The organism is Breoghania sp. JC706 (assembly GCF_037026715.1).
GTDB lineage: Bacteria > Pseudomonadota > Alphaproteobacteria > Rhizobiales > Stappiaceae > Breoghania.
On the sequence record NZ_JBANCG010000011.1, the window covers coordinates 48,661 to 69,967 of the forward strand.

The window sequence follows — 21,307 nt, forward strand, 5'->3', positions numbered from 1 at the left end:
ATGAGGGGGAATGGCCGAAAGCGCATAGCCCGATACCATTATCGAGCCAGACACTGAGGCGGCCCGAAAAGGCCATCTCGAAGGATGAGCGCCGAGGTCGCCGTCTCGCCGAGAGTTGCGCCGCTCAGGCGGAGGCGCGCAGGATCAGGTCGCCGCGCAGGAGCGTGCGCTGCGGCGTCTCTGGGGTGGTGTCGTCCAGAAGCGCGATGAGCTTCTGCATGGCGATGCGCGCGATCCCCTCATAGTTCTGCGCCACGGTGGTCAGCGGCGGACAGGTGTAGCGCGCAAGCGGATGATCGTCGTGACCGGCGATGCGGATGTCCGCGGCGCCCGTATGCCCGACGCGCAAGCCCGCCTCCCACGCCGCCAGCAACGCCCCGAACGCCAGTCGGTCATTGGCGCAAAGGACGGTGCCGGGGACCTTGCCAGACGCGAGTGTTTTCGCCATCACCGTATGTCCGAAGCGCTCGAAGTCCCATGTCTTTTCGTCCGGCACATCGAGAAAGACCGGCTCGCCCCCTACCTTCTGCATGCCCGCCGCATAGGCGCGGCGGCGCGCGGCGGCGTTGCGGTTGATTTCCGGCATGCCGAGAAACGCCGGCGGCGCGCCGGACCGGCTCAGGTACTCGACGATCAGATTGAAGCTCTGGGAATTGTCGGTCCCGACAAAGGGCGCCTCGTGATCGGGGCGGCTGTCCACGTAAACGAGCGGAATGCGCGCTTCGAGCCGCGTCAGTTCGGCGTTCGTCTCGTCCGCGCCAAGCGGGACGACGATGGCCCCGGCGACGTTCAGCGATTGCAGGCGGCCGATCGCCTCGGTCTCGATTTCCCGCTCGCCGTTGGAAGACAGTACGAAGGCAAAATACCCCGCATGCGCCGCGATGCTCTCGATGCAGCGCGTCAGCTCCATGTAGAACGGATCGGTCGTGTTGGGGATGATGACGCCCAGAACGCGCGTCCGGCTGCGCTTGAGGTTGGAGGCGAGCAGGTTCGGACGAAAGCCCGACTGCTCGACCGCCGCCTCGATCCGTGCGCGCGTCTTGGCGCGCACGGAAACGGGATCGTTGAAGAATTTCGAGACGGTGGGACGGGACAGACCGACGAAGGCGGCAAAGTCCTCCATCGTGCGGATTTCGGCAGGCTTTTCCTCGCGATCGTCAATCGCGTCGTCGCTGTCCAATCGTCCCAAGATCAATCAATCCCTGCTGGCAAAAATATAATCCTGCATCAGATTCTCGACCGCAGCCAGCGCGAGGTCCTCCGCCTTGGGCGCCAGTCGTCCTGCGCGCACATCCTCATAGCGCGCGCCGAGATAGGCGCCGATAAGCGGCTCCGGAATTTCGACGCCGGCGAGAAGGTCGAAAAGCGCCTTCTCCCCCGCCCGCGCCTCGGCGACCGGCCAGTAATAGCGGATGCGGTCGGAATAGGAGAAATGCCGCATCATGGCGCGCTCCGCATCGTCGCCCTCATAGTAGCGATCCCAGTTCGCGGGGGCGGCAAGCATCACCTCTTCCATGGTCTGGCGCAGGGTCTTGTCGCGTCTGCCGGGAAAGAGCTCCTCGGCGATAAGATCGAGGCCATAGAGGGCCTCGCGCCAGCGGAAGGTCAGCCCCGGACCGACCTTCAGGATCGCGAATCCGTCGCGCACCAGCGCGCGCAGGTTGTCGCGGGTCTGGTAGTCGGTGGAATGAGCTTCGAAGACCATGCCCGGCATGTCGGAAAGCGCCGCGCTCAAGGACTGGGCCTTGGCACTCACGTAGTCGACCACATTGTGGTTGCCGTATTCGACGCCCGGCTGCACCACCAGCCCGACCACACGGGAAAAGGCATCGCCGAGCCCGCGATCAAGGAATGCGGCCTTCGTGACCGCATGGGTCGTCTTGGCCGCTTCCGGTGTGGTGAGTTCCAGTTCGCCGATCTCCTCCATCGCACCGCCGGGGATCGGAACCTCCGTGCCGATGATGTAGACCGGTGCGGGAAAGTCACCGCCCGGGAGATTGGCTTCCGCAACTTCCGCCAGGCGCGCGGCGCGTGCCGCCGTCTCCTCGTCGGCGAGCGCCACCGGCTCGCCCTTGCAGCCCATGGAGCAGTCGAGGTGCAGCTTGGTGAAACCGGCGGCCGCAAACGCCGCAATCATTACCTCGGCCTTGGCCATGGCCTCTTGCGCCGGCAGAGCTTTCCATGGGTTCGGGCCCAGATGGTCACCCCCGAGGATCAGGCGTTCGCGGGGAAACCCCTCCTTGTCTGCGAGCGCGAAGGCGAAATCGCGGTAGTCGGCCGGCGTCATGCCGGTGTAGCCGCCATCCTGGTTGACCTGGTTGCAGGTCGCCTCGATCAGCAAAGGCAGACCGGTCGGCGCGGTCGCGCGCATGGCGGCAACCAGCACCTGCGGATGCGCGGTACAGATCGAGGGGATGCCCGACGCGCCGGCACGTCCGCGCCAGTCGGAAATGTCGTGGAGAATGTTCGTCGGCATCGTCTACCTCGTACGGTCTTTCATGAATTGATCGAGTTCGGCGCGGGTCGCGGCTCCCTCCATCGGCCCGACCTTCGTCACCGCGTGCGCGCCTGCGGCATTGGCGTAGGCGAGTGCCTCCTCCACCGGCCGGCCCATGAGCCACATCCCGACAAAGGCACCACCAAAGCAGTCGCCGGCGCCTGTCGGGTCGATTTCCTCAACGGCAAGCGGTGCAACATCGGTCCGTCCGGCGGCACAGAAGTGAGAAGCCCCCTTTGCCCCGCGCTTCAGGACGATTTCGGGAATGCCCCGCGCCAGCAGGTCCTCCACCGCGCCGGCCTCATCGCGGGCTTCGGTGAAGAGGAAGATCTCGTCGCCGGAGGGCAGGAACACGTCCGTCTGCGCCAGGATCTCGCCGAGAGCGGTGCGCAGGCCCGGCGTGTTCAGGATCTCCGGCCGCAGGTTCGGGTCGAAGGAAAGCGTTCCCCCTTGCGCCTTGATCCGCGCGATCGCCGTTCTCAGCAGTTTCGAAAGTCCCGGGGAGCTGAGCGCCGTACCCATCACGTGAATATGCGACGAGGCGTCGATGACCGCCTCGGCCTCTGCCGTCAGCTCCAGCTGGCCGCAGGCTGAATGCGCGATATTGAACACGAAAGCGCGCGAGCCATCCTCGCGGTAGCGCACGAAGGCGGAGCCCGTCGGCGCGCCGTCCTCGGCGATGGCGATGCCGGAGATGTTCACCCCGTCGGCCGCGAGCCGATCTAGGTTGACGCGACCGAAATCGTCGGCGCCGACACGCGAAATGATCGCCGCCCCCGCCCCGATGCGCGCCGCCTGATCGACGAAGATCGCAGGCGCGCCGGAGGGAAACGGCCCGATCAGCGGTTGAGCGGAGCGAAACCCGTCGCCCTTCGTCGTCGCGACGATCTCGACGAGAACCTCGCCGACGGTCAGAAGCTGCTTGTCAACCATTGCTCAGACTTTCCGCCGCTTGGAGCGCACGTCGAGCCAGACGGCGAGAACAATGACGAGCCCCTTGACGATCAACTGGTAGAAATAGGGAACGGACAGCATGTTCATACCGTTGTTGAGCGCGCCGATGATCAGCGCGCCGATCAGCGTTCCGATCATCGAGCCGGTGCCGCCGGAAAGCGACGTGCCGCCCAGAACGGCTGCGGCGATGGCGTCGAGCTCGTAGCTCATGCCGGCGTTGGTCTGGGCCGAATAGAGGCGCGAGGACAGCAGGATGCCTGAGATCGAGGCCATCAGACCGGAGATCATGAAGATCAGGATCTTCATCCGGTCGACCTTGATGCCGGAATAGAGCGCCGCTTCGCGGTTGCCGCCGGTCAGATAGGTCTTGCGGCCGAACGTGGTCTTGGACAGCAGAATGTGGTTGGCGATGAAGAGCCCCACCACGATCCAGATGATGATCGGCACGCCGAGGAAGCTGTTGGCTCCGATGGCGGTCCACGTCGGGTCCATGATCATCGCCGGAGCGCCGTTGGTCGGCAGGCTTACCATCCCGCGATAGATGCTCATGGTGGCGACGGTCACGATGAAGGAGGGCAGCAGCAGCTTGGCCGTCAAGAGCCCGTTCACGCCGCCCATCAGGATGCCGGACACCAGCGTCAGCATCAGCGCCGGCACGAAGCCCCAGCCGAGCCCGATCACCTGCGCCCCCACCATGCCGGCGACCGCAATGATGGAGCCGACGGAGAGGTCGATTTCGCCCAGCAGGATCACCCATGTCATGCCGAAGGCGGCAATCGCGATCACCGCCACCTGCTGGAGGATGTTCATCAGGTTCGCCACCGACATGAAGCGCGGATTGGCGATGGAGAAGATCACGCACAGCACGACGAGCGCGAGGAAGATGCCGCCATACTGGCGCATCATGGTCTTGAGAGTGGCCATGGGATCGGCCTTGTAGACGGATGTCTCGGTCATTTTTTCTGTCCCGTAGCAAAGCTCATGACGCTTTCCGGTGTCAGTTCCGCGCGCGGCACGATCGCCTGCACCCGCTTTCTCGACATGATCACCACACGGTCCGACATGCCCAGCACCTCGGGCAGCTCGGAAGAGACCATGATGATCGCTGTGCCGTCTGCGGCCAGTTGCCGGATGATGCGGTAGATCTCGAACTTGGCGCCGACGTCGACGCCGCGGGTCGGCTCATCGAGGATCAGCACCCGCGGCCGGGTCGTCAGCCACTTGGCGAGCACGACCTTCTGCTGGTTGCCGCCCGAAAGGGTGCCGGCGGTGGCCTCGATGGAGGCGGCGCGCACGCCCAGCCGCGCGCTTTCCTCCTCCGCAAGCTGGCGCTCGCGATGCCGGTTCAGGAACCCGCCGGACGAAACGCGACCGAGTGCGGCCATGGTGATGTTGGCGCGCAGCGCGTGGGCCAGCACCAGCCCCTCCTCCTTGCGGTTCTCGGTCACGAAACCGATGCCCAGGCGGATGGCGTCCGTCGGATCCTTCAGCACCACGTCCTTGCCGTCGAGACGGATGGTACCTTCGTACCAGTGCATGCCGAACAGCGCCTTCATGACATCGGAGCGACCCGAGCCAACAAGGCCAAAAAATCCAAGAATTTCACCAGGCTTGACCGAGAAGCTCACAGCCTGGAAGACGCGCCCGCCTGACAGGTGCTCCACTTCCAGAACGGGCGCCACGTCCTCGCCCGGCTCGTCGCCGACGCGCGGCGGATAGATCTCGTTCATCTGCCGGCCGACCATCAGCGCGATCAGCTCGTCGATGGAGGTCCTGTCCTTTTGCAGCGTCGCCACGTACTCGCCGTCGCGCATCACAGTGATGTCGTCGGAGAGCCGCATGATCTCTTCCATGCGGTGCGAGATGTAGATCACCGCCTTGCCCGCCTCCGTCAGCCGGCCGACGATCCGAAAAAGGATTTCCGCCTCCGCGTCCGACAGCGACGAAGTCGGCTCGTCGAGGATCACGATCTTGGCGTCGTGGCTGAGGCCCTTGGCGATTTCGACGAGCTGGCGCTGGGCGATGGAGAGATCGCCGACACGGGCGCGCACATCGATGGGCAGGCCGAGTTCACGCACCAGCGTTTCGGCACGCTCCACCAGCTTGCGGTCGGAGATGAAGCCGAAGCGGCTCGGCTCGCGGGTGGCGAGAATATTCTCCGCCACCGTCAGCGTGTTCACGAGGCTGAGTTCCTGGAACACGATAGCCAGCCCGCGGGCGGCCGCCTCCTGCGGTGAGCGCGGCGCAAACGGCACGCCATCCAGCAGGATGGTTCCCTCGGTGGCCGGCTGGACCCCGGCCAGGATCTTCATCAGCGTGGACTTGCCCGCGCCGTTTTCGCCGAGAAGCGTGTGAACCCGCCCCCGTCGCACGTCGAGCTCCATCCGCTGGATCGCGGTGATCGGCCCGAAGGTCTTCTTCACATCGCGCATCGACAGCACGACATCAGTCGGGGTCTCGGTCACTCCGGGCACCCTCACATTGGTCTGATAACAAAAGCCCTCCGCAACCAGATACGCATATCCGGTGCGGAGGGCAAAAGGCTCCGGCGGTGTCGTTACTTGCCGGTGTAGACGCCCGGTTCGATCGGCTGCTCGGCCGGCACGTCTTCGCCGTTCATCACCTTGATGGCGGTGTCGACGGCCTGCTTGCCCATCTCGCCCGGGAACTGCTGGATGACGCCAACCATGACGGGATCGTTGTCCACGGCGTTGCGCGCCTCTTCCATGCCGTCGAAGCCGATGACCTTCACCTTGTCCTGAAGACCCTGCGACTTGACGGCAACGGCGGCGGCCAGCGCAGCGTCGTCACCGAAACCGAAGATGCCGGTGATGTCGGGGTGTGCCTGAAGCATGTTCTGGGCAACCGCCAGAGCCTCGGCACGCGTGATGCCGGTCTGCTGGGCGACGATCTCGATCTTCGGGAACTTCTCGAGCGCCTTCTTGAAGCCCTCGACGCGGGCGACCACGGACTGCACGGTCGGGTAGTCGATGATCGCGACCTTGCCCTCGCCATTAAGCACCTTGCCCATCAGCTCGCCGGCCTTCACGCCGCCGGCGTAGTTGTCGGTGCCGATGTAGGAGGTGACGTCGATGCCCTTGGCCGGCACGTCGACGGTCAGCACCTTGATGCCGGCCTTCTGCGCCTTCATGATCGCCGGCAGCACGCCCTGGCTGTCGACCGGCGAGATCACGATCACATCCACGCCCTTGACGATGAAGTCCTCGACATCGGCGAGCTGCTTGCTCAGATCCTGGTTGGCGATGGAGACCTCCAGCGGCACCTTCTTCTCCGCCGCTTCCGCCTTCATGGCGTCGGCAAGCTCGATGTAGAACGGATGCTGCTGGGTGAGAAGCGAAGCGCCGATGCCATCGGCCCAGGCGCCGCCGACGGAAGCCGTACCGAGGGCGAGAAGCGCAGCACCTGAAACCAGAACGGATTTGAGAACTCGAGAAGCGAACATGGATCCTCCCTTGCGTTTGTTGGGAACGCGACGGGGTCGTTATCGCACAGCTGCCCATCGCAGATTTTTCACGCGATAGCATTTTATTTTACTCGTGTAAAATACTTCAAAAAGCGCGCGACAAGATCACGCGCGGCGGCTCTCTTGCAGCAGCGCGTCATGGTCCGAACGGCCTCTCACGCGAGAAAAGCAGGCACCGCCGGCGGGACGGATCCGCCGACGCGAAAAGTCCCCGTCGGACGCCCGTGGTGGCGTTCCACAAGCGCCCGGCCCGCCCCAGGGTTCAGCCGGCAAACGCGGCCAGAAGCGGCCGGGCGGAGGTGATCGCGAGGCTTCCGCCCGCGAAGGCGAAAAGCATAGCGATGAAAAGATTGATCGGCACGGTCGCCCGAAGGTACCCGCGCATCATGGCAGGAGCGGAGAAGACAAGCGCGTAGGCGCAGAAGATGATCACGCCAAGGACTGCGCAGCCCCCCACGATAACGACCGGCAGCAGGAGATTGTCGGCCCCCGCAGGCAGGCCGATGGCGATAATCGACATCCACACGAGCATCGCCTTCGGGTTGGTCAGATGCAGGCCAAGCCCGTAGAGATAGAGATCGCGGCGCCGCCCCCCCGTCTTGCCGGCAGCATCGGAAACGCTCCCCAGTTCCGCCGGACGGCCGGCCCGAGCGGTTTTCAGAGCTTTCCAGCCGAGAAATATCAGGTAGCAACCGCCGACCACGCCCAGAAAGTTCAGGAGCTGCGGCATCCGCGCGAGCGCGGCGCCAAGCCCCACGGCACACAGGATGCCCCAGATCAGCGAACCGGAAATGACACCAAAGGCCGTCGCGAGGCCTCCGGCCCGGCCGTGCGACAGGGCATTGCGCATGATCGCCATGTTCGCCGGGCCGGGGCTCGAGGTGCCCACGACATAGGTGCCGTAGGCCATCGCCAGGTTGGGCAGGAAAATGGCAAGGCCCTCGCCCATCATACGACGCTCCGGTGTTCGGGCATGTCCGCTTTGGTCTTGGCGAGCCAGGCGTCGATCTCCCGCTGGCGGTAGAGACGATCGCCCCAGCGCTCCGGCGAACGCGGCAGCGGATTGCCTGGCAGGATGTAGTCGGACAGGAGCCTCACGAACTGCGACAGGCAATGCACGCCGACCTGGTATCGCAATGAGGACGCCGTCTCGCCCGGCGAAATACGGAAACGCTGCACGTCGACGATGTCGCCAGTGTCGACGGAGGCCGCCAGATGGTGGCAGGTGGAGCCGTAGGTCTCGTCGCCCTGGTAGATGGCATAGTGCTGGCTGCCCAGCCCGCGATATTTCGGCGGCGCGGGGTGGAAGTTGATCGCCCCCTTGCGCGCACGCTGGAAGATTTCCGGCGGGAAGATGTAATCGCCGCGATAGGAGATGATCCAGTCACCCTCCCAATTCCTGATGTGCTCGGGCTCGGGATCGCCCGTGTCCCAGCACAGCACCTCCAGATTGGTAAAAACTTGGCGTGCATAGGTGACGCCCAGATCGCACCAGTCCATATCCACGACGGAGAGCAACACCTTGTCGGTGTTCTTCAAAGGGGTGGGCGCCGGTGCGGAATTCGGTATAACCATGAAATTTTCCCTCGATAGTCAATCGCTTGCCGTAAAAAATGATCCCGTCTCATTTGTCGGACCGCACCCTAACCAACCGGATCCGCCACGGACCGTGCATGGCCTGCAACCCGTTGCATGTCCGGCAGGACGGTCCAGAGCACACGCTCCAGACGGGCTAGGAGTTCATCGATCTCGTCATCCCTTGCGATGAAAGGCGGGCCAAACAGGATGTGAGCCCCCTCCCGACCGTCCGCCGTGCCGGAGCCGGGATAGAGCAGCAGCCCATTGTCGAAACCCGTCCTCTTCAGCTTCGCCGCGATGGCTGCCCCTTCCGGCAAAGGTTCTCGCGTCTCCTTGTCGGCGACGAACTCGATCCCGAGGAAGAGCCCGCGCCCACGCACGTCGCCGATGAAGGGATGGTCCCGCGCGAGCGCCTCCAGCCCGGAGCGAAGCCGCCCGCCCTGCCGGCGCACCGCATTGATGAGCCCCTCGTCACGGATGGTCTTCTGCACCTCAAGCGCCACCGCGCAGGCGAACGGGTGGTTCACATGGGTCTGACCGTTCTGAAGGATGCCGGAGCCGGCGCGCAGTGCCTCGTAGACGTGAGGGGCCACGACGTAGCCCGAAATCGGCTGGTAGCCTGCCGCCAGCCCCTTGCCGATGGCGACGATGTCAGGGGCCACGTCATCCTCGATATGCGAATAGAGATGCCCTGTGCGCCCCATCCCCGACATCACATCATCGAGAATGAGCAGCAGGCCGTGACGGTCGCAGACCTCGCGTATCGCCCGGAAATAGCCCGGAACCGCGGGCACCGCCCCGTTGGTGGACCCCACGACTGGCTCCGCGACGAAGGCGGCAACAGTCTCGGCCCCAAGCGCCGAAATTCGGGCATCGAGTTCACGCGCAAGCCTGGCCACATAGTCCGCATCGCTTTCTCGGGACTTGCGGCCGCGATAGGCGTTACAGGCGGAAACGAAAGAGGCCTTGGCCAAAAGCGGCTCGAAAACGCCGCGGCGGGCGGGATTGTGCGACAGCGCCAGCGTGCCGAGCGTGCTGCCATGATAGCTCTGGCGACGCGAGATGAAGCGCTTGCGGGCGGGCTCGCCACGCTCGCAGTGGTACTGGTAGGCGACTTTTACCGCCAGTTCCATCGCTTCCGACCCGCCGGAGAGGAACTGGACATGGGAAAGCCCCGGCCCGGCCTCGTCGATCAAAAGCTCCGCCAGCTCTTCGGCCGCGTCGCAGGTGAAACTGCCCGCATGCGCCCAGGCGACATCGTCCGCCGCCCGCGCCATGGCGGCCCGAATGCGCGGATGCCGATGGCCGAGGCTTGAAACCACCACCCCGCCGCATGTGTCCAGGATCGGCGCACGCCCTTCTGCGTGCAGCCAGACGCCCTCCCCGCCCGTCAGGCGCAGCGGCATATCGCTCAGCTTCTTGTAGATGGTTGCCGACATTTTTTCACGTCATCCAAATCACTTGTCATCAAATCGCACTTCGTCAAATCGGTCGCGGCGGGGTCATTCTTGGGACGAAACAGAACTGTCCCAGGTGCTCCTGCGCGCATGAAAGCGGCGCTCGAAACGGCTCAGGCCGAAAATCCGGCGAACAGCCCAAATCGGGAGAAAGAAAAGAACGTAAACAATTGAACTTAGAAAAGAGAGCATAATACGCTCCTGTTCGGCAGCACAATATCAGTCGAGCGCGATTTCGCTGCGCCAGTCGACATCGTTTTCAAGCGGCGGCTGGTCGTTCTTGATCAGCACGCAATTTCCCAGAACGAGGACATCCATGTTCGTCCGCATGAAGCAGGTGTAGGCCTCCTCTGGGGTGCAGACGATCGGCTCGCCGCGCACGTTGAAGGAGGTGTTCACAAGCACCGGACAACCGGTCTTGTCCGCAAAGTGGCGGAGCAGCCGGTGGAATTGCGGGTTCGTCTCCTCGTGGACCGTCTGAACCCGTGCCGAGTTGTCGACATGAGTGATCGCCGGCAAGTCCGAACGCACTTCGTTGATGGATCCGAGACCGCGCTCCCCGCTCTCGCGCCGCCATTTCTCCAGAACCGGCGAGACGATCAGCATATACGGGCTGTCCTGGCGCACATCGAAATAGTCGTCCGCCGCCTCCGCCGGAACGGCCGGCGCGAAGGGGCGGAAGGACTCGCGGAACTTGATCTTGAGATTCATCGTCTTCTGCATCTCGACATTGCGCGGATCGCCGAGGATCGAGCGCGCGCCGAGCGCACGAGGGCCGAATTCCATCCGCCCCTGGAACCAGCCGACGACCCGCCCCCTGGCGAGATGCTCGGCGGTCGCTTCCAGCATCCGCTTCTCATCGTAGCGGTGATAAGGCGCGCCTCGACCTTCCAGAAAGCTGGCGATGTCATCGTCATCGTATGACGGCCCGAGCAACGATCCCTGCATGGCGTCTTGTTGGCCCGACTTGACCTGCGGTCGCCGCCCGGTACGCCGCACGTCCTGATCGAGCGCCACCCCGAGCGCGCAACCGGCGTCACCTGCCGCCGGCTGGATCCAGATTTCCGAAAACAACCCTGAGCGCGAAAGCTCCCCGTTGGCGACGCAGTTGAGCGCCACGCCGCCGGCAAGGCAGAGCCGCGCCTCGCCGGTCATCGCCTTGGCCGCGCGTGCAAGGCCGATGACCGCCTCCGTCGTGACCTGCTGGACGGAGGCCGCGAGGTCGCATTCGTCCTGCGTCAGCTCGCTTTCGGCTTCGCGCCGTGGGCGACCGAAAAGCCTCGCGAATTCCTCGCCCACCATCCGCTGACCTTGCAGGAACGAGAAATACGCCATGTTGAGCGAGAACGAACCGTCCTTCCGGATCTCGATCAGATGGTCGCGGATCCTGTCGGCATAGATCGGCCGACCGTAGGGCGCGAGCCCCATCAGCTTGTATTCGCCGGAATCGACCTTGAAGCCGCAGAAGTAGGTGAAGGCCGAATAGAGAAGCCCCAGCGAGTGCGGATAGGAGATCGAGTTGGCGAGCCTCAGCCGGCGCCCCCGGCCGTGCCACACTGTCGTCGTGTGCCACTCCCCCACCCCGTCCACGCACAGCACCGCGGCACTCTCGAAGGGAGAGGGATAGAAGGCGGAGGCCGCGTGCGAGCGGTGATGCTCGCCGGTTTCCACCTTCACCGGCACGCCGTTGTTCATCGCCGCCAGCCGGTTCTCCACCACCTGCGCGGCCTTGCCCTTCCAGCGGATCCATTCCGGCAGGATGTGCCGGAAGGCCGGCAGGCCGCCGGGCCCTGCGCTCGCGAATGAGGACAGCGTGCGGCGGAACTTCAGCTTCGGATCCTCGTAGTAGCTCACCGAGGCAAGATCGGAGAGCCGGATACCCGCGCTCGCCAGACAGTAGCGGATCGCGTCCTCGGGAAAGCCGTTGTCGTGGCGGATGCGGCTGAACCGCTCCTGCTGCGCCGCTGCGACGATCCTGGAATCCGCGACCAGAGCCGCGGCACTGTCGTGATAGAAGGCGGAAATTCCAAGGTGATACAACGTCATGCTGCAATCTCCGTCTCGTGGAGCGAGTGATGCAGGAACGGCCCGATCGTGCCGAGCGGAGTGCCCGCCTGCCCCGACGCTCTTGTCTCCTTGAGCGCGAAGAAATCGAGCTCAGCGGCATCGTCTGCAATCGGGGCGAGCGACTCGTATCCGGCACGGATCCGCGCCCAGCTTTCCGAAGCCGGCACCGTGTCTCTGGTCGCCTGCACATAGGCGTCGATCGCATCCGCCGCCCAGGCGGAATGGCCGGTCGACACGTTGTCGATCGTGTTGTGGAGGTCCACGAAGATCGTCGGGAAACCGTAGTGCTTCAGGAACTCGCGGGCATTGCGGTAGCTGCCGCCGACGCCGGAAAGCTCCATCGCCAGATTGAGACCCAGGATCTCGGGCCGGTAGCTGACCGGAAACTTGCCAATGGAAAGCCAATAGACCGGCAGCCGGAACGAGGCGTCTTTGATCCGCGGATCCTGCGCGAAGGCACGCGATCCCGTCGGCGGCAGCACCACGTCCATCGCGGCCAGCACGTCGCGGTAGATCTTGGGATGGTTGATCGCCCACACCCCGTTTCCGAGCTCGTCCCAATAGGTCTCGAAAAGCGGTGCGCCGACCCGGCTGGACGCAAGCGAAGCCTCGGTGAAGCCCTGAAGCCATGCCCCGTCGATGAGCGTCAGCGGCGCAAGCTGCACCGTCTGGTCAACCACCTCCTCCCGACCGGGCATCTCCCGGTTCCGTCCTTCCAGGAAGGCCCGGTCGTGGGCATCGTGGGAGGCGAGCAGCCATTCGCGCAACTCCCCCGGCTGCCACTCCGGCGGAAGCGAACGATCGCTGCGATCAATGGACCGGCGGGCCAGATCGAGCCAGAACGCGCAATAAGCCCCAGCGAATTCCCGTGTACGTGGAGCGAGCGCCCGCCCCTGGAGCAGAAAATAGGCGGCCCGGATGTCGCCCGGCCAAGCGCCGATCGCAAGATTTCCGCCCGAAATCGGACGATGGTCGTGACTGAGAAAGACCGCGCGCGGCAGGATGGTCGCCTGTTCTCCCCACAGCTTTGCTTCGCCGACGCGTCCCGGCGCAGCAGCCGCGGTCCCCAGCCAGACGATCCAGCGCCGGATGATTTCGATGTCGGCTGCGGAGAAGATGCGGAACATCGCCCCATCCTCGCGGATCAGCCCGGAGATCAGCCGGCTTCGTTCCGGTTCGCCCGGCCGGACCAGCCGGCTGCGGCCGAGCGCATCGACCAGCGGAATCGGATCACTCTGGGCCTGCGCGAACCAGTCGCCGAGCGGTCGCCCCTCCAGCCTGAAATCGCCGTGATAGATGCGCGCCTCCCGCGCCCGGTCTTGTACCAGAATGGCCATGGCAAGCCGGGGATCGGCGAGCGAACGCACGATCGCGTGCAGCAGCGCGTCCATCTCGTCGAGCAGCGCCGCAAAGAGCGCGACGCCGTGACAAAGCCGCGCCGCGCGGCCCGGATCGCGCGCGATTTCTCCGGCAATCGCCAGCGCATGCGCCTTTGGGCTCGCCCCTTCCGGAAGATCGATAGTCGCCGCCGTCGACACGTCCAGCGCACGCCGCCGCTTCGCATCGAGCAGCAGGGCCCGCCAGGCGGGCAGCAAGCCGACATGACGCCACGCCAGATCGAGCCCGATCAGCTCGCAATCGAACTCGTCGGATCGCCGGCTCATCGCGTAGATCGTCGCTGGCAGCCGGAACATTCCGTCGCGAATTTCGCGCCGATCGGCCAGTTCCGCAACGCCGCCCGCCACCCACGGCAATTCGCAGGCGCGGCACATTTCGCGAAAACGGTCGAAACGCCCCCGCTCCGGTGCGCCTGCGCCCACATCATCGGCAAGCAGCGCCATCACTCGCAGGTTGACCGGATCCTCAAAGACACAGGGAGCGCTCAGGCCTTGCAACGCGGCTCCAAAAGCGGACGCTAGCGGCGCGCTCTGCTGCAAGATGGCTAGCTCGGCTTCACCATCGCAGCCCTTGCCGCAGCCCTTGCCGCGACCGCCGCCCACCGTCTCGACGAGATCGCTCCACCGCGCGGCCAGCTCGTCGGCACGGCTGCGCAGGCGCGCCAGCCGCTCGGAAAGCAGCCCGTCGCTCACCGCCACCTTCGGTAGCAGCGATCGGATATTGTCCGCGTCGAGATAGACCTCAGGGTTCACCGCATACGCAAAGACACGACGCCACATGAAATACCTCAATCAAAACAAGCAAAAACGCACGCCTCCCGGTGACGGCGCACGCAACCGCGCACCGACCTGGACAAGCGGCCCAAGACCTCGTCCGGAAGGCGCACCCGGTCGGTTGCGGCCAGCGGGCTCTCCAGCTCCGGTCCGCCGGCTTGCTCAGAACATGGGATAGATGGTGGCGTCTTTCTTCTTGGCCTGCTGTGCGGACTTGAAACCAAAAAGCGCCCTGATGAACCGGATGAAACGTGACATCGACATTATCCCTTCTCGTGCAAAAGCTTTTTCAGCAAAAGATTGGCCATCCAGTCATGGCCCCGGTCGGTAAAATGAATCCGGTCGACGAAAAGCCAGAAGTCGTCCGGCAAGCTTTCCCGAATGAACGGCACGATATCGATGAACGGCACGCCGAGGTCTTTTGCCCCGCTGGCAAGCCGGTCCCGATAATCGCGGTAGGCGTCTTCCTCCAGAATGTCACCGTATGTTTCGGCGAACCGGCCCTTCCTCTCCAGCTCGGTGAAGAGGGCCTCTTCTTCGCGGGTGCCCGTCTTGCGCACCCAGTTGGCGAGAGGTTGCAGGACGAAAGTCAGCTCCGCCCCAACATCTCGCGCCATAGCCCGCCAGTTCGCGAGATTGCGAAGCACCAGCCGGGCGGCTTGGTCGATCTGCTCCTCCAGCGTCGGCACTTCGTCCGCCGCAGCGGCCGCCTTGCGCGCGTTCTGGAACCAAGACGAGAAGCGCGACTGCTTTCGCGCGCCCATGGCGTCGAAAAAGTCGTTGCACATGAAAAACGCACCATGCTCCTGACGCAGCCGCTTCGGCAGCCGCGCAAGGCCCAGGTCGTTGAAACCCGAGAAGAGCACGATTTCCTTCACCTTGGGCAGATGATGGCGGTTGAGGGCGAACAGGATCATCTCCTGCGTGGAGTTGAAGCTGCGCCCACCGAAATTAATCCAAGGCAAGCCGCGCGGATCGATCTCGCTGAGCCGCGAGGCCAGCGTATGCCGGTCGCCGCTCGCCCCGATCCCGAAGACCGTCGAACTCCCGGCGATCACCCGTACCGCGTCGATACCGTCATGGTCGGCAACGGAATAATCCCGGCCGCGGCTCTGCGAATAGCGAAAGCCGATATCGTCGGTGTTCACGACCTCGGAGCGGTAGCCGTAGGGATGGAAGTACATGGTATAGGGCAACCAGTTTATGTTGCCGCTATCTGCGAATTCCTCCGAATACGCACGCATGTGGGGCGTTAGCTGCCTAACAGAATCCAAAAGCATATATAAAAACCGAAAATACTAATATAAAAACGAATTAAACCTTATCTCAGCCCATTATCTCCGTCAATAGCGCCGACACGGCTATACCCTCCCCCTGCGTCATGCTGAATATTTCAAGATGGGACGTCTGCCGATTTTTGCCGATGCATAGCGTCCAGCCAGCCCGATCGGCCGGGGACGACGGTGACACCGTCCGTCCCGGCCGCAAGAAACCCGTGCCGTCTCAGCGCGAATGCGGCGCCTCGCCGAAGATCCGGACCGTCAGAAGATCCAGCCCGCCAGACACACTGCTGAGCATTGCCCTGTCTCCCGTTTCCAGCGCAACAGCATCGAGCCTGCCCAGTTCGAGCAGCTCACCATCCGCTGCGTCATCCCTCACCCGGCTCCCCGTCAAGACGCACTGAGAAAGCGCGACGACAAGCGTCGCCAGTCCATCCGCCTCGATCTCCATGTGCTGCGGGCCGCGCACGCGGTCGATCCGACCATGGCAAATGCCGCGCCTGGTCATCAGGTTGAGATCGGTAACCGGCCCGCCAAGCAGGTCTGACGCGACCGCGGCATCGCCCGGAAAGGAGACCGCATCGCTGATCGGGGTAACGGTCTCCATATCGCCTTCGATGTAGAGCCGCAGCCCCTCGCCCTCGACAACCGCCAGTACCCGGTCGACACCGGGAAACGACGAAAACGGTCCTGGTTCCGCGACCGTCGCCATTGAGAGCCGCCAGCTGAAGTCATTGAGCCCGGCGCCTTCCGGAAAGACGGCGATTTCCGCCGTCTCCCCCTTGCCGTTCTTCCAGGGCATGCGGAAGTGACCAGTTGCCTTCAAATGACGCATCTCAATTACCCAGTATGCCGGGGAGCCGAAGTTGATGCTCCTTCGCACATTCGAGGGCGCTTTCGTAGCCCGCATCCGCATGTCGCATGACGCCGGTGGCCGGATCGTTCCACAGCACGCGGCCGATGCGGCGGGCGGCATCTTCCGAGCCGTCGCAGCAGATGACCATGCCCGCATGCTGCGAGAAGCCCATCCCGACGCCGCCGCCGTGGTGGATCGACACCCACGTGGCGCCAGAAGCGACGTTCAGCATGGCGTTCAGCAGCGGCCAGTCGGACACGGCGTCGGACCCGTCACGCATGGATTCGGTCTCGCGGTTGGGCGAGGCAACGGAACCGGAATCGAGGTGGTCCCGGCCGATGACGATCGGCGCCTTGACCTCGCCCTTCGCGACGAGCTCGTTGAAGGCGAGACCGAGACGGTGACGATCGCCGAGGCCGACCCAGCAGATGCGCGACGGCAGCCCCTGGAAGGCGATGCGCTCGCGCGCCATGTCGAGCCAATTGTGGAGATGCGTGTCGTTCGGCAGCAGCTCCTTCACCTTCTCGTCGGTGCGGTAAATGTCTTCCGGATCGCCCGACAGCGCCGCCCAGCGGAACGGACCGATTCCTTTACAGAACTGCGGGCGGATGTAGGCCGGCACGAAGCCCGGGAAGATGAACGCGTCCTTCAGGCCCTCGTCGAAGGCGATCTGGCGGATGTTGTTGCCGTAGTCGACAGTCGGGATGCCGTCCTTGGCGAAGGCCACCATCGCCTCGACATGCTTCCTGATGGATGCACGCGCCGCCTTGTTGACGGCGTTGGGCTCGGTTTCCTGACGCTCGCGCCATTCCGCGACCGACCAGCCGAGCGGAAGGTAGCCGTGGATCGGATCGTGCGAGGAGGTCTGGTCGGTGACGATATCCGGCTTCACGCCACGACGATGCAGCGTCGGGAAGATTTCCGCCGCGTTGCCGATCAGCGCCACTGACTTCGCCTCGCCTGCGGCGGTCCAGCGCTCGATCATGGCGAGCGCCTCGTCGAGGCTGTGCGTCTTTTCATCGACGTAGCGGGTGCGCATGCGGAAATCGACGCGGCTTTCGTCACATTCGACCGCCAGGCAGCAGGCGCCGGCCATGACGGCGGCGAGCGGCTGCGCGCCGCCCATACCGCCAAGCCCGCCGGTCAGGATCCAGCGGCCCTTGAGATCCCCGCTATAGTGCTGGCGGCCGGCCTCCGCGAAGGTCTCGTAAGTTCCCTGCACGATGCCCTGCGCGCCAATATAGATCCACGAGCCCGCCGTCATCTGGCCGTACATCATCAGGCCCTTGCGATCGAGCTCGTTGAAGTGCTCCCAGTTCGCCCAGCGCGGCACCAGATTGGAATTGGCGATGAGAACGCGCGGCGCATCGGCGTGGGTTTTGAAGACGCCCACCGGCTTGCCGGACTGCACCAGCAGCGTCTCGTCGTTCTCGAGCGTCTTCAGCGTCTCGACGATCTTGTCGAAGTCGTTCCACGTGCGCGCGGCGCGACCGATGCCACCATAGACGACCAACTCGTTCGGGCGCTCGGCGACATCCGGATCGAGGTTGTTCATCAGCATGCGCATCGGAGCTTCGGTCAGCCACGACTTGGCATTCAGCTCGGCGCCGCGCAGAGCGCGGACTTCGCGGGTGTTGTGACGGGGATTGCTCATTTCGTCTTTCCTGCTGCCGCAGCTTCCGAGGCGAACGCCTCGATGCGCCGGAGGGCATTTTTCAGATGGACGCGCAGGCGTTCCGCCTTGTCCGCGTCGTGGTCGAAGGGAAGGATCTCTGTGGCGAGACAGGCCGACTGGGTGAGTTCAAGCTGGATCGCATCAACGCCGTCGCGCGGCTGACCGTAGTGGCGCGTCTTCCAGCCGCCCTTGAATCGACCATTCAGGACATGGGCGTAACCCTCTACATCAGCAGCAGTTTCGGCGGGTGCCGCCTCGATCTCCGGCGCACATGTGGCACCCTCGTTCGTACCGATGTTGACGTCCGTCAACATGCCCTTGCGGAGGAACGGAATACGTGAGCGGATGGAATGGCAGTCAAACAGGACCGCGATGCCGTGTGTCGCCTTCACCCGCACGATCTCGCCTTCGATGACCTCATGACAGGGAGTGCCGTGTTCAACGATAAAGGACATCATTTTTCCTCCAGCGTCGGCAGAAGGTTCGCAACCGGCTCGACAAAGGCACCGGAGGCGACGAACCCGTACGCGGACGCCAAATCGTTCGCCATGTAGCGGTCCTCCTCCAGCCTCGTCACGATGCCCCGGACCCCGTGGATTACGCCGGCAAGTTGCGCGCTCGTCTCCACTGGAGCGCGGAACTCGATGCCCGCGGTTCCCGCCAACGCCTCGATGGCGACGATGGAGAAAAGGTTCTCCGTCATGGCGAGCAACCGACGCGCGCCGTGGCAGGCCATGGAGACGTGATCTTCCTGGTTCGCCGAGGTCGGCGTGGAATCGACCGAAGCCGGATGCGTCATCTGCTTGTTTTCGGACATCAGCGCGGCAGAGGTGACTTCCGCGATCATGAAGCCGGAATTCAGCCCCGGATTGGCCGCCAGGAATGCCGGCAGACCGAAGCTCAGCGCCGGGTCGACCAGCAGCGCGATGCGGCGCTGGGTGATCGCCCCGATCTCGGAGACCGCGATCGCGATCTGGTCGGCGGCGAAGGCCACCGGCTCGGCGTGGAAGTTGCCGCCGGAAACCGCCGTGCCGTCTTCCAGGATCAGCGGATTGTCCGTTGCGGCATTCGCCTCTATCTCAAGCGTACGGCCAGCCTGGCGCAACAGGTCGAGGCAGGCGCCGATCACCTGCGGCTGACAGCGGATGCAATAGGGATCCTGCACGCGGCTGTCGCCGGTCAGGTGGCTTTCGCGGATCGCGGAACCATCGAGCAACGCGCGCAGCGAAGCGGCCGCGTCGATCTGGCCCTGATGGCCACGCAGCGTATGGATTTCTTCGATGAACGGCGCGGACGAGCCCATCGCCGCATCGGTGGACAGCGCGCCAGAGACGATGGCGGCCTGAAGCGCCCGGTGAGCGCGGAAGAGGCCGGCCAGCGCCAGCGCGGTCGAGGTCTGCGTGCCGTTGATGAGCGCAAGGCCCTCCTTGGCGGCCAGCGGCACGGGCTCAAGTCCCACCCGCTCCAGCGCGGCACGGCCGGGCAAACGGTCGCCGTCGACAAAGGCCTCGCCCTCGCCCATCAGTACGGCCGCGAAATGCGCAAGCGGGGCGAGGTCGCCCGAAGCGCCGACGGAGCCCTTTTCAGGGATCACCGGGATGACACCGCGCGCAAGCATCGCCTCGATGAGGCGTACCAGTTCCACCCGCACACCCGAGGCGCCGCAACCGACCGAGATCAGCTTCAGCGACATCATCAGCCGCACGATCGCCTCAGGCAACGGATCACCCATTCCACAACAGTGCGACAACACCAGATTGCGCTGCAGCGTCGCCAGGTCCGCCGGCGAAACACGCACGCTCGCGAGCTTTCCGAAACCGGTGTTGATGCCGTAGGTCGGCTCGTCCGAATTGGCGAGGCCGGCAACATGCTCCGCAGCCCTTTTCAGCCCCGGGAAGGCGCTTTCGCCCAGCACCGCAGGTGTGCCCGAGAAATAGATCTCCGCAAGAGTGGCCAGGGATACGTGTCCCGGCTCCAATGTCAGAACCATCGCCATTTGCCTCTTTCACAAAAGGGACCCTCTTGCTCCCTCCCCTCCGGACGAAGCTCCTGCGGCCCATCACAACGTCAGGATGTTCTTACCGTCCGTGCCATACGCGGCGGGCCAAGGGATTGAAGCCCAGCCGATAGACGAGCTCGGCCAGGTCCTCGACCTCCCAGATCGCCAGATCGGCCCACTTGCCCGCCTCCAGCGTGCCCACCTCGTTCTGCCGCCCCAGCGCCCTCGCCGCATGGCGGGTGACGCCTGCCAGACATTCGTCGACCGGCATGCGGAAGAGCGTGGCGGCCAGGTTCATGGTGAGGAGAAGCGAGGTCAGCGGCGAAGTGCCGGGATTGCAGTCGGTGGCAAGCGCCATCGCCACGCCGTGCTTGCGAAACAGGTCGACCGGCGGCTTCTGCGTCTCGCGCAGGAAATAGAACGCGCCGGGCAGCAGCACCGCCACCGTCCCCGCCCCGCTCATGGCGACCGCTGCCGCCTCGTCGGCGTATTCCATGTGATCGGCCGAAAGGGCATTGAAACGGGCGGCAAGCGCGCCGCCGTGGCCGTTGGTAAGCTGGTCGGCGTGAAGCTTCACCGGTAGGCCGAGCGCCTTGGCCGCCGCAAACAGCCGCGCGACCTCTTCCGGCGAGAACGCGATCCCCTCGCAGAAGGCATCGACCGCATCAGCAAGTCCGGCCTTCGCCACGGCGGGAAGGATCTCCTCGATCACCAGCCGCAGGTACCCGTCACGATCGTCCGCAAATTCCGGCGGAATGGCGTGGGCGCCAAGGAACGTCCTCGCGACCGACACGGGCCGCAGCTCGCCGAGCCGGCGAGCTGCCTTCAGCGTCTTCAATTCATCCTCAAGGTTGAGGCCGTAACCCGACTTCACCTCGATCGTGGTCACCCCCTCCGCCAGCAGCGCATCGAGTCGCGGCAGGCTCTCCGCAAGCAGGCGGTTCCCGTCCGCCGCCCGCGTGTCGCGCACCGTCGATGCGATACCGCCGCCGGCCCGCGCGATTTCCTCGTAGGACGCACCGGCGAGCCGCATCGCGAACTCCTTCGCGCGGTTGCCCGCATGAACCAGATGCGTGTGGCAGTCGATCAGGCCCGGGGTGATCCAGCGCCCCTCGCAATCGACGGGTTCGAAGCCGGAAAGGTCCGGCGCGTCGGCGCGCGGCCCGACATGAACGATGCGTCCGCCCCGAACGGCCACGACCGCATCCTCGATGCGACCAAGAGCATCATTGCCGCCCGTGCCGGGTACCATCGTGGCGATACGGGCATTCGTCCACACGCGCTCACGC

At 64.5% G+C, this 21,307-nt stretch carries 16 protein-coding genes and 1 pseudogene; all 17 read right to left on the reverse strand.

Features of this window, described 5'->3' with window-relative positions:
• Positions 1 to 124: 124 nt before the first annotated feature.
• The 17 genes and pseudogenes from V2L18_RS20340 to hutI all read right to left on the reverse strand — a co-directional run bounded on the left by V2L18_RS20340 (position 125) and on the right by hutI (position 21,270).
• Positions 125 to 1,123 carry a LacI family DNA-binding transcriptional regulator gene (locus tag V2L18_RS20340; RefSeq protein ID WP_336180245.1) on the reverse strand — a complete coding sequence of 333 codons (999 nt, stop codon included), beginning with the start codon at positions 1,121 to 1,123 and terminating at the stop codon, positions 125 to 127.
• 72 nt (positions 1,124 to 1,195) lie between these two features.
• The gene (locus V2L18_RS20345; protein WP_336180172.1) at positions 1,196 to 2,476 is read right to left on the reverse strand and encodes a D-tagatose-bisphosphate aldolase, class II, non-catalytic subunit; all 1,281 of its coding nucleotides are present in this window, start codon (positions 2,474 to 2,476) and stop codon (positions 1,196 to 1,198) included.
• 3 nt (positions 2,477 to 2,479) lie between these two features.
• Positions 2,480 to 3,430, reverse strand: coding sequence for a sugar kinase (locus tag V2L18_RS20350; RefSeq protein ID WP_336180173.1), 951 nt, complete (start codon positions 3,428 to 3,430; stop codon positions 2,480 to 2,482).
• A 3-nt stretch (positions 3,431 to 3,433) separates the two neighbouring features.
• The gene (locus V2L18_RS20355; RefSeq protein ID WP_336180174.1) at positions 3,434 to 4,408 is read right to left on the reverse strand and encodes an ABC transporter permease; all 975 of its coding nucleotides are present in this window, start codon (positions 4,406 to 4,408) and stop codon (positions 3,434 to 3,436) included.
• On the reverse strand, positions 4,405 to 5,883 hold the full coding sequence (locus V2L18_RS20360) for a sugar ABC transporter ATP-binding protein (protein ID WP_336180246.1): 1,479 nt from the start codon (positions 5,881 to 5,883) through the stop codon (positions 4,405 to 4,407). Before V2L18_RS20360 ends, V2L18_RS20355 begins: the two co-directional genes overlap by 4 nt.
• Positions 5,884 to 6,008: 125 nt before the next feature.
• Positions 6,009 to 6,914 carry a substrate-binding domain-containing protein gene (locus V2L18_RS20365; protein ID WP_336180175.1) on the reverse strand — a complete coding sequence of 302 codons (906 nt, stop codon included), beginning with the start codon at positions 6,912 to 6,914 and terminating at the stop codon, positions 6,009 to 6,011.
• A 283-nt stretch (positions 6,915 to 7,197) separates the two neighbouring features.
• Positions 7,198 to 7,884, reverse strand: coding sequence for a LysE family translocator (locus V2L18_RS20370; RefSeq protein WP_336180176.1), 687 nt, complete (start codon positions 7,882 to 7,884; stop codon positions 7,198 to 7,200).
• Complete coding sequence (locus tag V2L18_RS20375) at positions 7,884 to 8,510, reverse strand: formyltransferase family protein (RefSeq protein WP_336180177.1); 627 nt, start codon at positions 8,508 to 8,510, stop codon at positions 7,884 to 7,886. Before V2L18_RS20375 ends, V2L18_RS20370 begins: the two co-directional genes overlap by 1 nt.
• A 68-nt stretch (positions 8,511 to 8,578) precedes the next feature.
• Positions 8,579 to 9,952 carry an aspartate aminotransferase family protein gene (locus V2L18_RS20380; protein ID WP_336180178.1) on the reverse strand — a complete coding sequence of 458 codons (1,374 nt, stop codon included), beginning with the start codon at positions 9,950 to 9,952 and terminating at the stop codon, positions 8,579 to 8,581.
• A gap of 237 nt (positions 9,953 to 10,189) precedes the next feature.
• On the reverse strand, positions 10,190 to 12,010 hold the full coding sequence (locus V2L18_RS20385; RefSeq protein WP_336180247.1) for a carbamoyltransferase: 1,821 nt from the start codon (positions 12,008 to 12,010) through the stop codon (positions 10,190 to 10,192).
• 2 nt (positions 12,011 to 12,012) lie between these two features.
• The gene (locus tag V2L18_RS20390) at positions 12,013 to 14,214 is read right to left on the reverse strand and encodes an iron-containing redox enzyme family protein (protein ID WP_336180179.1); all 2,202 of its coding nucleotides are present in this window, start codon (positions 14,212 to 14,214) and stop codon (positions 12,013 to 12,015) included.
• 257 nt (positions 14,215 to 14,471) lie between these two features.
• Positions 14,472 to 15,452, reverse strand: a complete 981-nt coding sequence (locus V2L18_RS20395; protein WP_336180180.1) for an SGNH/GDSL hydrolase family protein — start codon at positions 15,450 to 15,452, stop codon at positions 14,472 to 14,474.
• Between the two features lie 259 nt (positions 15,453 to 15,711).
• Positions 15,712 to 16,323 (reverse strand): HutD family protein, encoded by a 612-nt coding sequence (locus V2L18_RS20400; protein ID WP_336180181.1) that lies wholly within the window; start codon positions 16,321 to 16,323, stop codon positions 15,712 to 15,714.
• A gap of 1 nt (position 16,324) precedes the next feature.
• Positions 16,325 to 17,998 (reverse strand): urocanate hydratase, encoded by a 1,674-nt coding sequence (gene hutU, locus V2L18_RS20405; protein WP_336180182.1) that lies wholly within the window; start codon positions 17,996 to 17,998, stop codon positions 16,325 to 16,327.
• A pseudogene (locus V2L18_RS20410) lies at positions 17,995 to 18,447 on the reverse strand (N-formylglutamate amidohydrolase); the annotation flags it as partial. The pseudogene V2L18_RS20410 and the gene hutU, both read right to left, overlap by 4 nt.
• Before the next feature lie 26 nt (positions 18,448 to 18,473).
• Complete coding sequence (gene hutH / locus V2L18_RS20415) at positions 18,474 to 20,009, reverse strand: histidine ammonia-lyase (RefSeq protein WP_336180183.1); 1,536 nt, start codon at positions 20,007 to 20,009, stop codon at positions 18,474 to 18,476.
• 88 nt (positions 20,010 to 20,097) lie between these two features.
• On the reverse strand, positions 20,098 to 21,270 hold the full coding sequence (gene hutI, locus V2L18_RS20420; protein ID WP_336180248.1) for an imidazolonepropionase: 1,173 nt from the start codon (positions 21,268 to 21,270) through the stop codon (positions 20,098 to 20,100).
• Between the last annotated feature and the right edge of the window lie 37 nt (positions 21,271 to 21,307).

What these genes read in the sequence shown, in the direction of transcription:
- V2L18_RS20395 (WP_336180180.1), bottom strand. Translation starts at nt 15,452, where the DNA reads ATGCGTGCGTATTCGGAGGAATTCGCAGATAGCGGCAACATAAACTGG.
- V2L18_RS20355 (WP_336180174.1), bottom strand. Translation starts at nt 4,408, where the DNA reads ATGACCGAGACATCCGTCTACAAGGCCGATCCCATGGCCACTCTCAAG.
- V2L18_RS20350 (WP_336180173.1), bottom strand. Translation starts at nt 3,430, where the DNA reads ATGGTTGACAAGCAGCTTCTGACCGTCGGCGAGGTTCTCGTCGAGATC.
- V2L18_RS20370 (WP_336180176.1), bottom strand. Translation starts at nt 7,884, where the DNA reads ATGGGCGAGGGCCTTGCCATTTTCCTGCCCAACCTGGCGATGGCCTAC.
- V2L18_RS20380 (WP_336180178.1), bottom strand. Translation starts at nt 9,952, where the DNA reads ATGTCGGCAACCATCTACAAGAAGCTGAGCGATATGCCGCTGCGCCTG.
- V2L18_RS20360 (WP_336180246.1), bottom strand. Translation starts at nt 5,883, where the DNA reads ATGCGCGATGTGAAGAAGACCTTCGGGCCGATCACCGCGATCCAGCGG.
- hutI (WP_336180248.1), bottom strand. Translation starts at nt 21,270, where the DNA reads ATGGTACCCGGCACGGGCGGCAATGATGCTCTTGGTCGCATCGAGGAT.
- V2L18_RS20365 (WP_336180175.1), bottom strand. Translation starts at nt 6,914, where the DNA reads ATGTTCGCTTCTCGAGTTCTCAAATCCGTTCTGGTTTCAGGTGCTGCG.
- hutH (WP_336180183.1), bottom strand. Translation starts at nt 20,009, where the DNA reads ATGGTTCTGACATTGGAGCCGGGACACGTATCCCTGGCCACTCTTGCG.
- V2L18_RS20375 (WP_336180177.1), bottom strand. Translation starts at nt 8,510, where the DNA reads ATGGTTATACCGAATTCCGCACCGGCGCCCACCCCTTTGAAGAACACC.
- hutU (WP_336180182.1), bottom strand. Translation starts at nt 17,998, where the DNA reads ATGAGCAATCCCCGTCACAACACCCGCGAAGTCCGCGCTCTGCGCGGC.
- V2L18_RS20345 (WP_336180172.1), bottom strand. Translation starts at nt 2,476, where the DNA reads ATGCCGACGAACATTCTCCACGACATTTCCGACTGGCGCGGACGTGCC.
- V2L18_RS20340 (WP_336180245.1), bottom strand. Translation starts at nt 1,123, where the DNA reads ATGGAGGACTTTGCCGCCTTCGTCGGTCTGTCCCGTCCCACCGTCTCG.
- V2L18_RS20400 (WP_336180181.1), bottom strand. Translation starts at nt 16,323, where the DNA reads ATGCGTCATTTGAAGGCAACTGGTCACTTCCGCATGCCCTGGAAGAAC.
- V2L18_RS20390 (WP_336180179.1), bottom strand. Translation starts at nt 14,214, where the DNA reads ATGTGGCGTCGTGTCTTTGCGTATGCGGTGAACCCTGAGGTCTATCTC.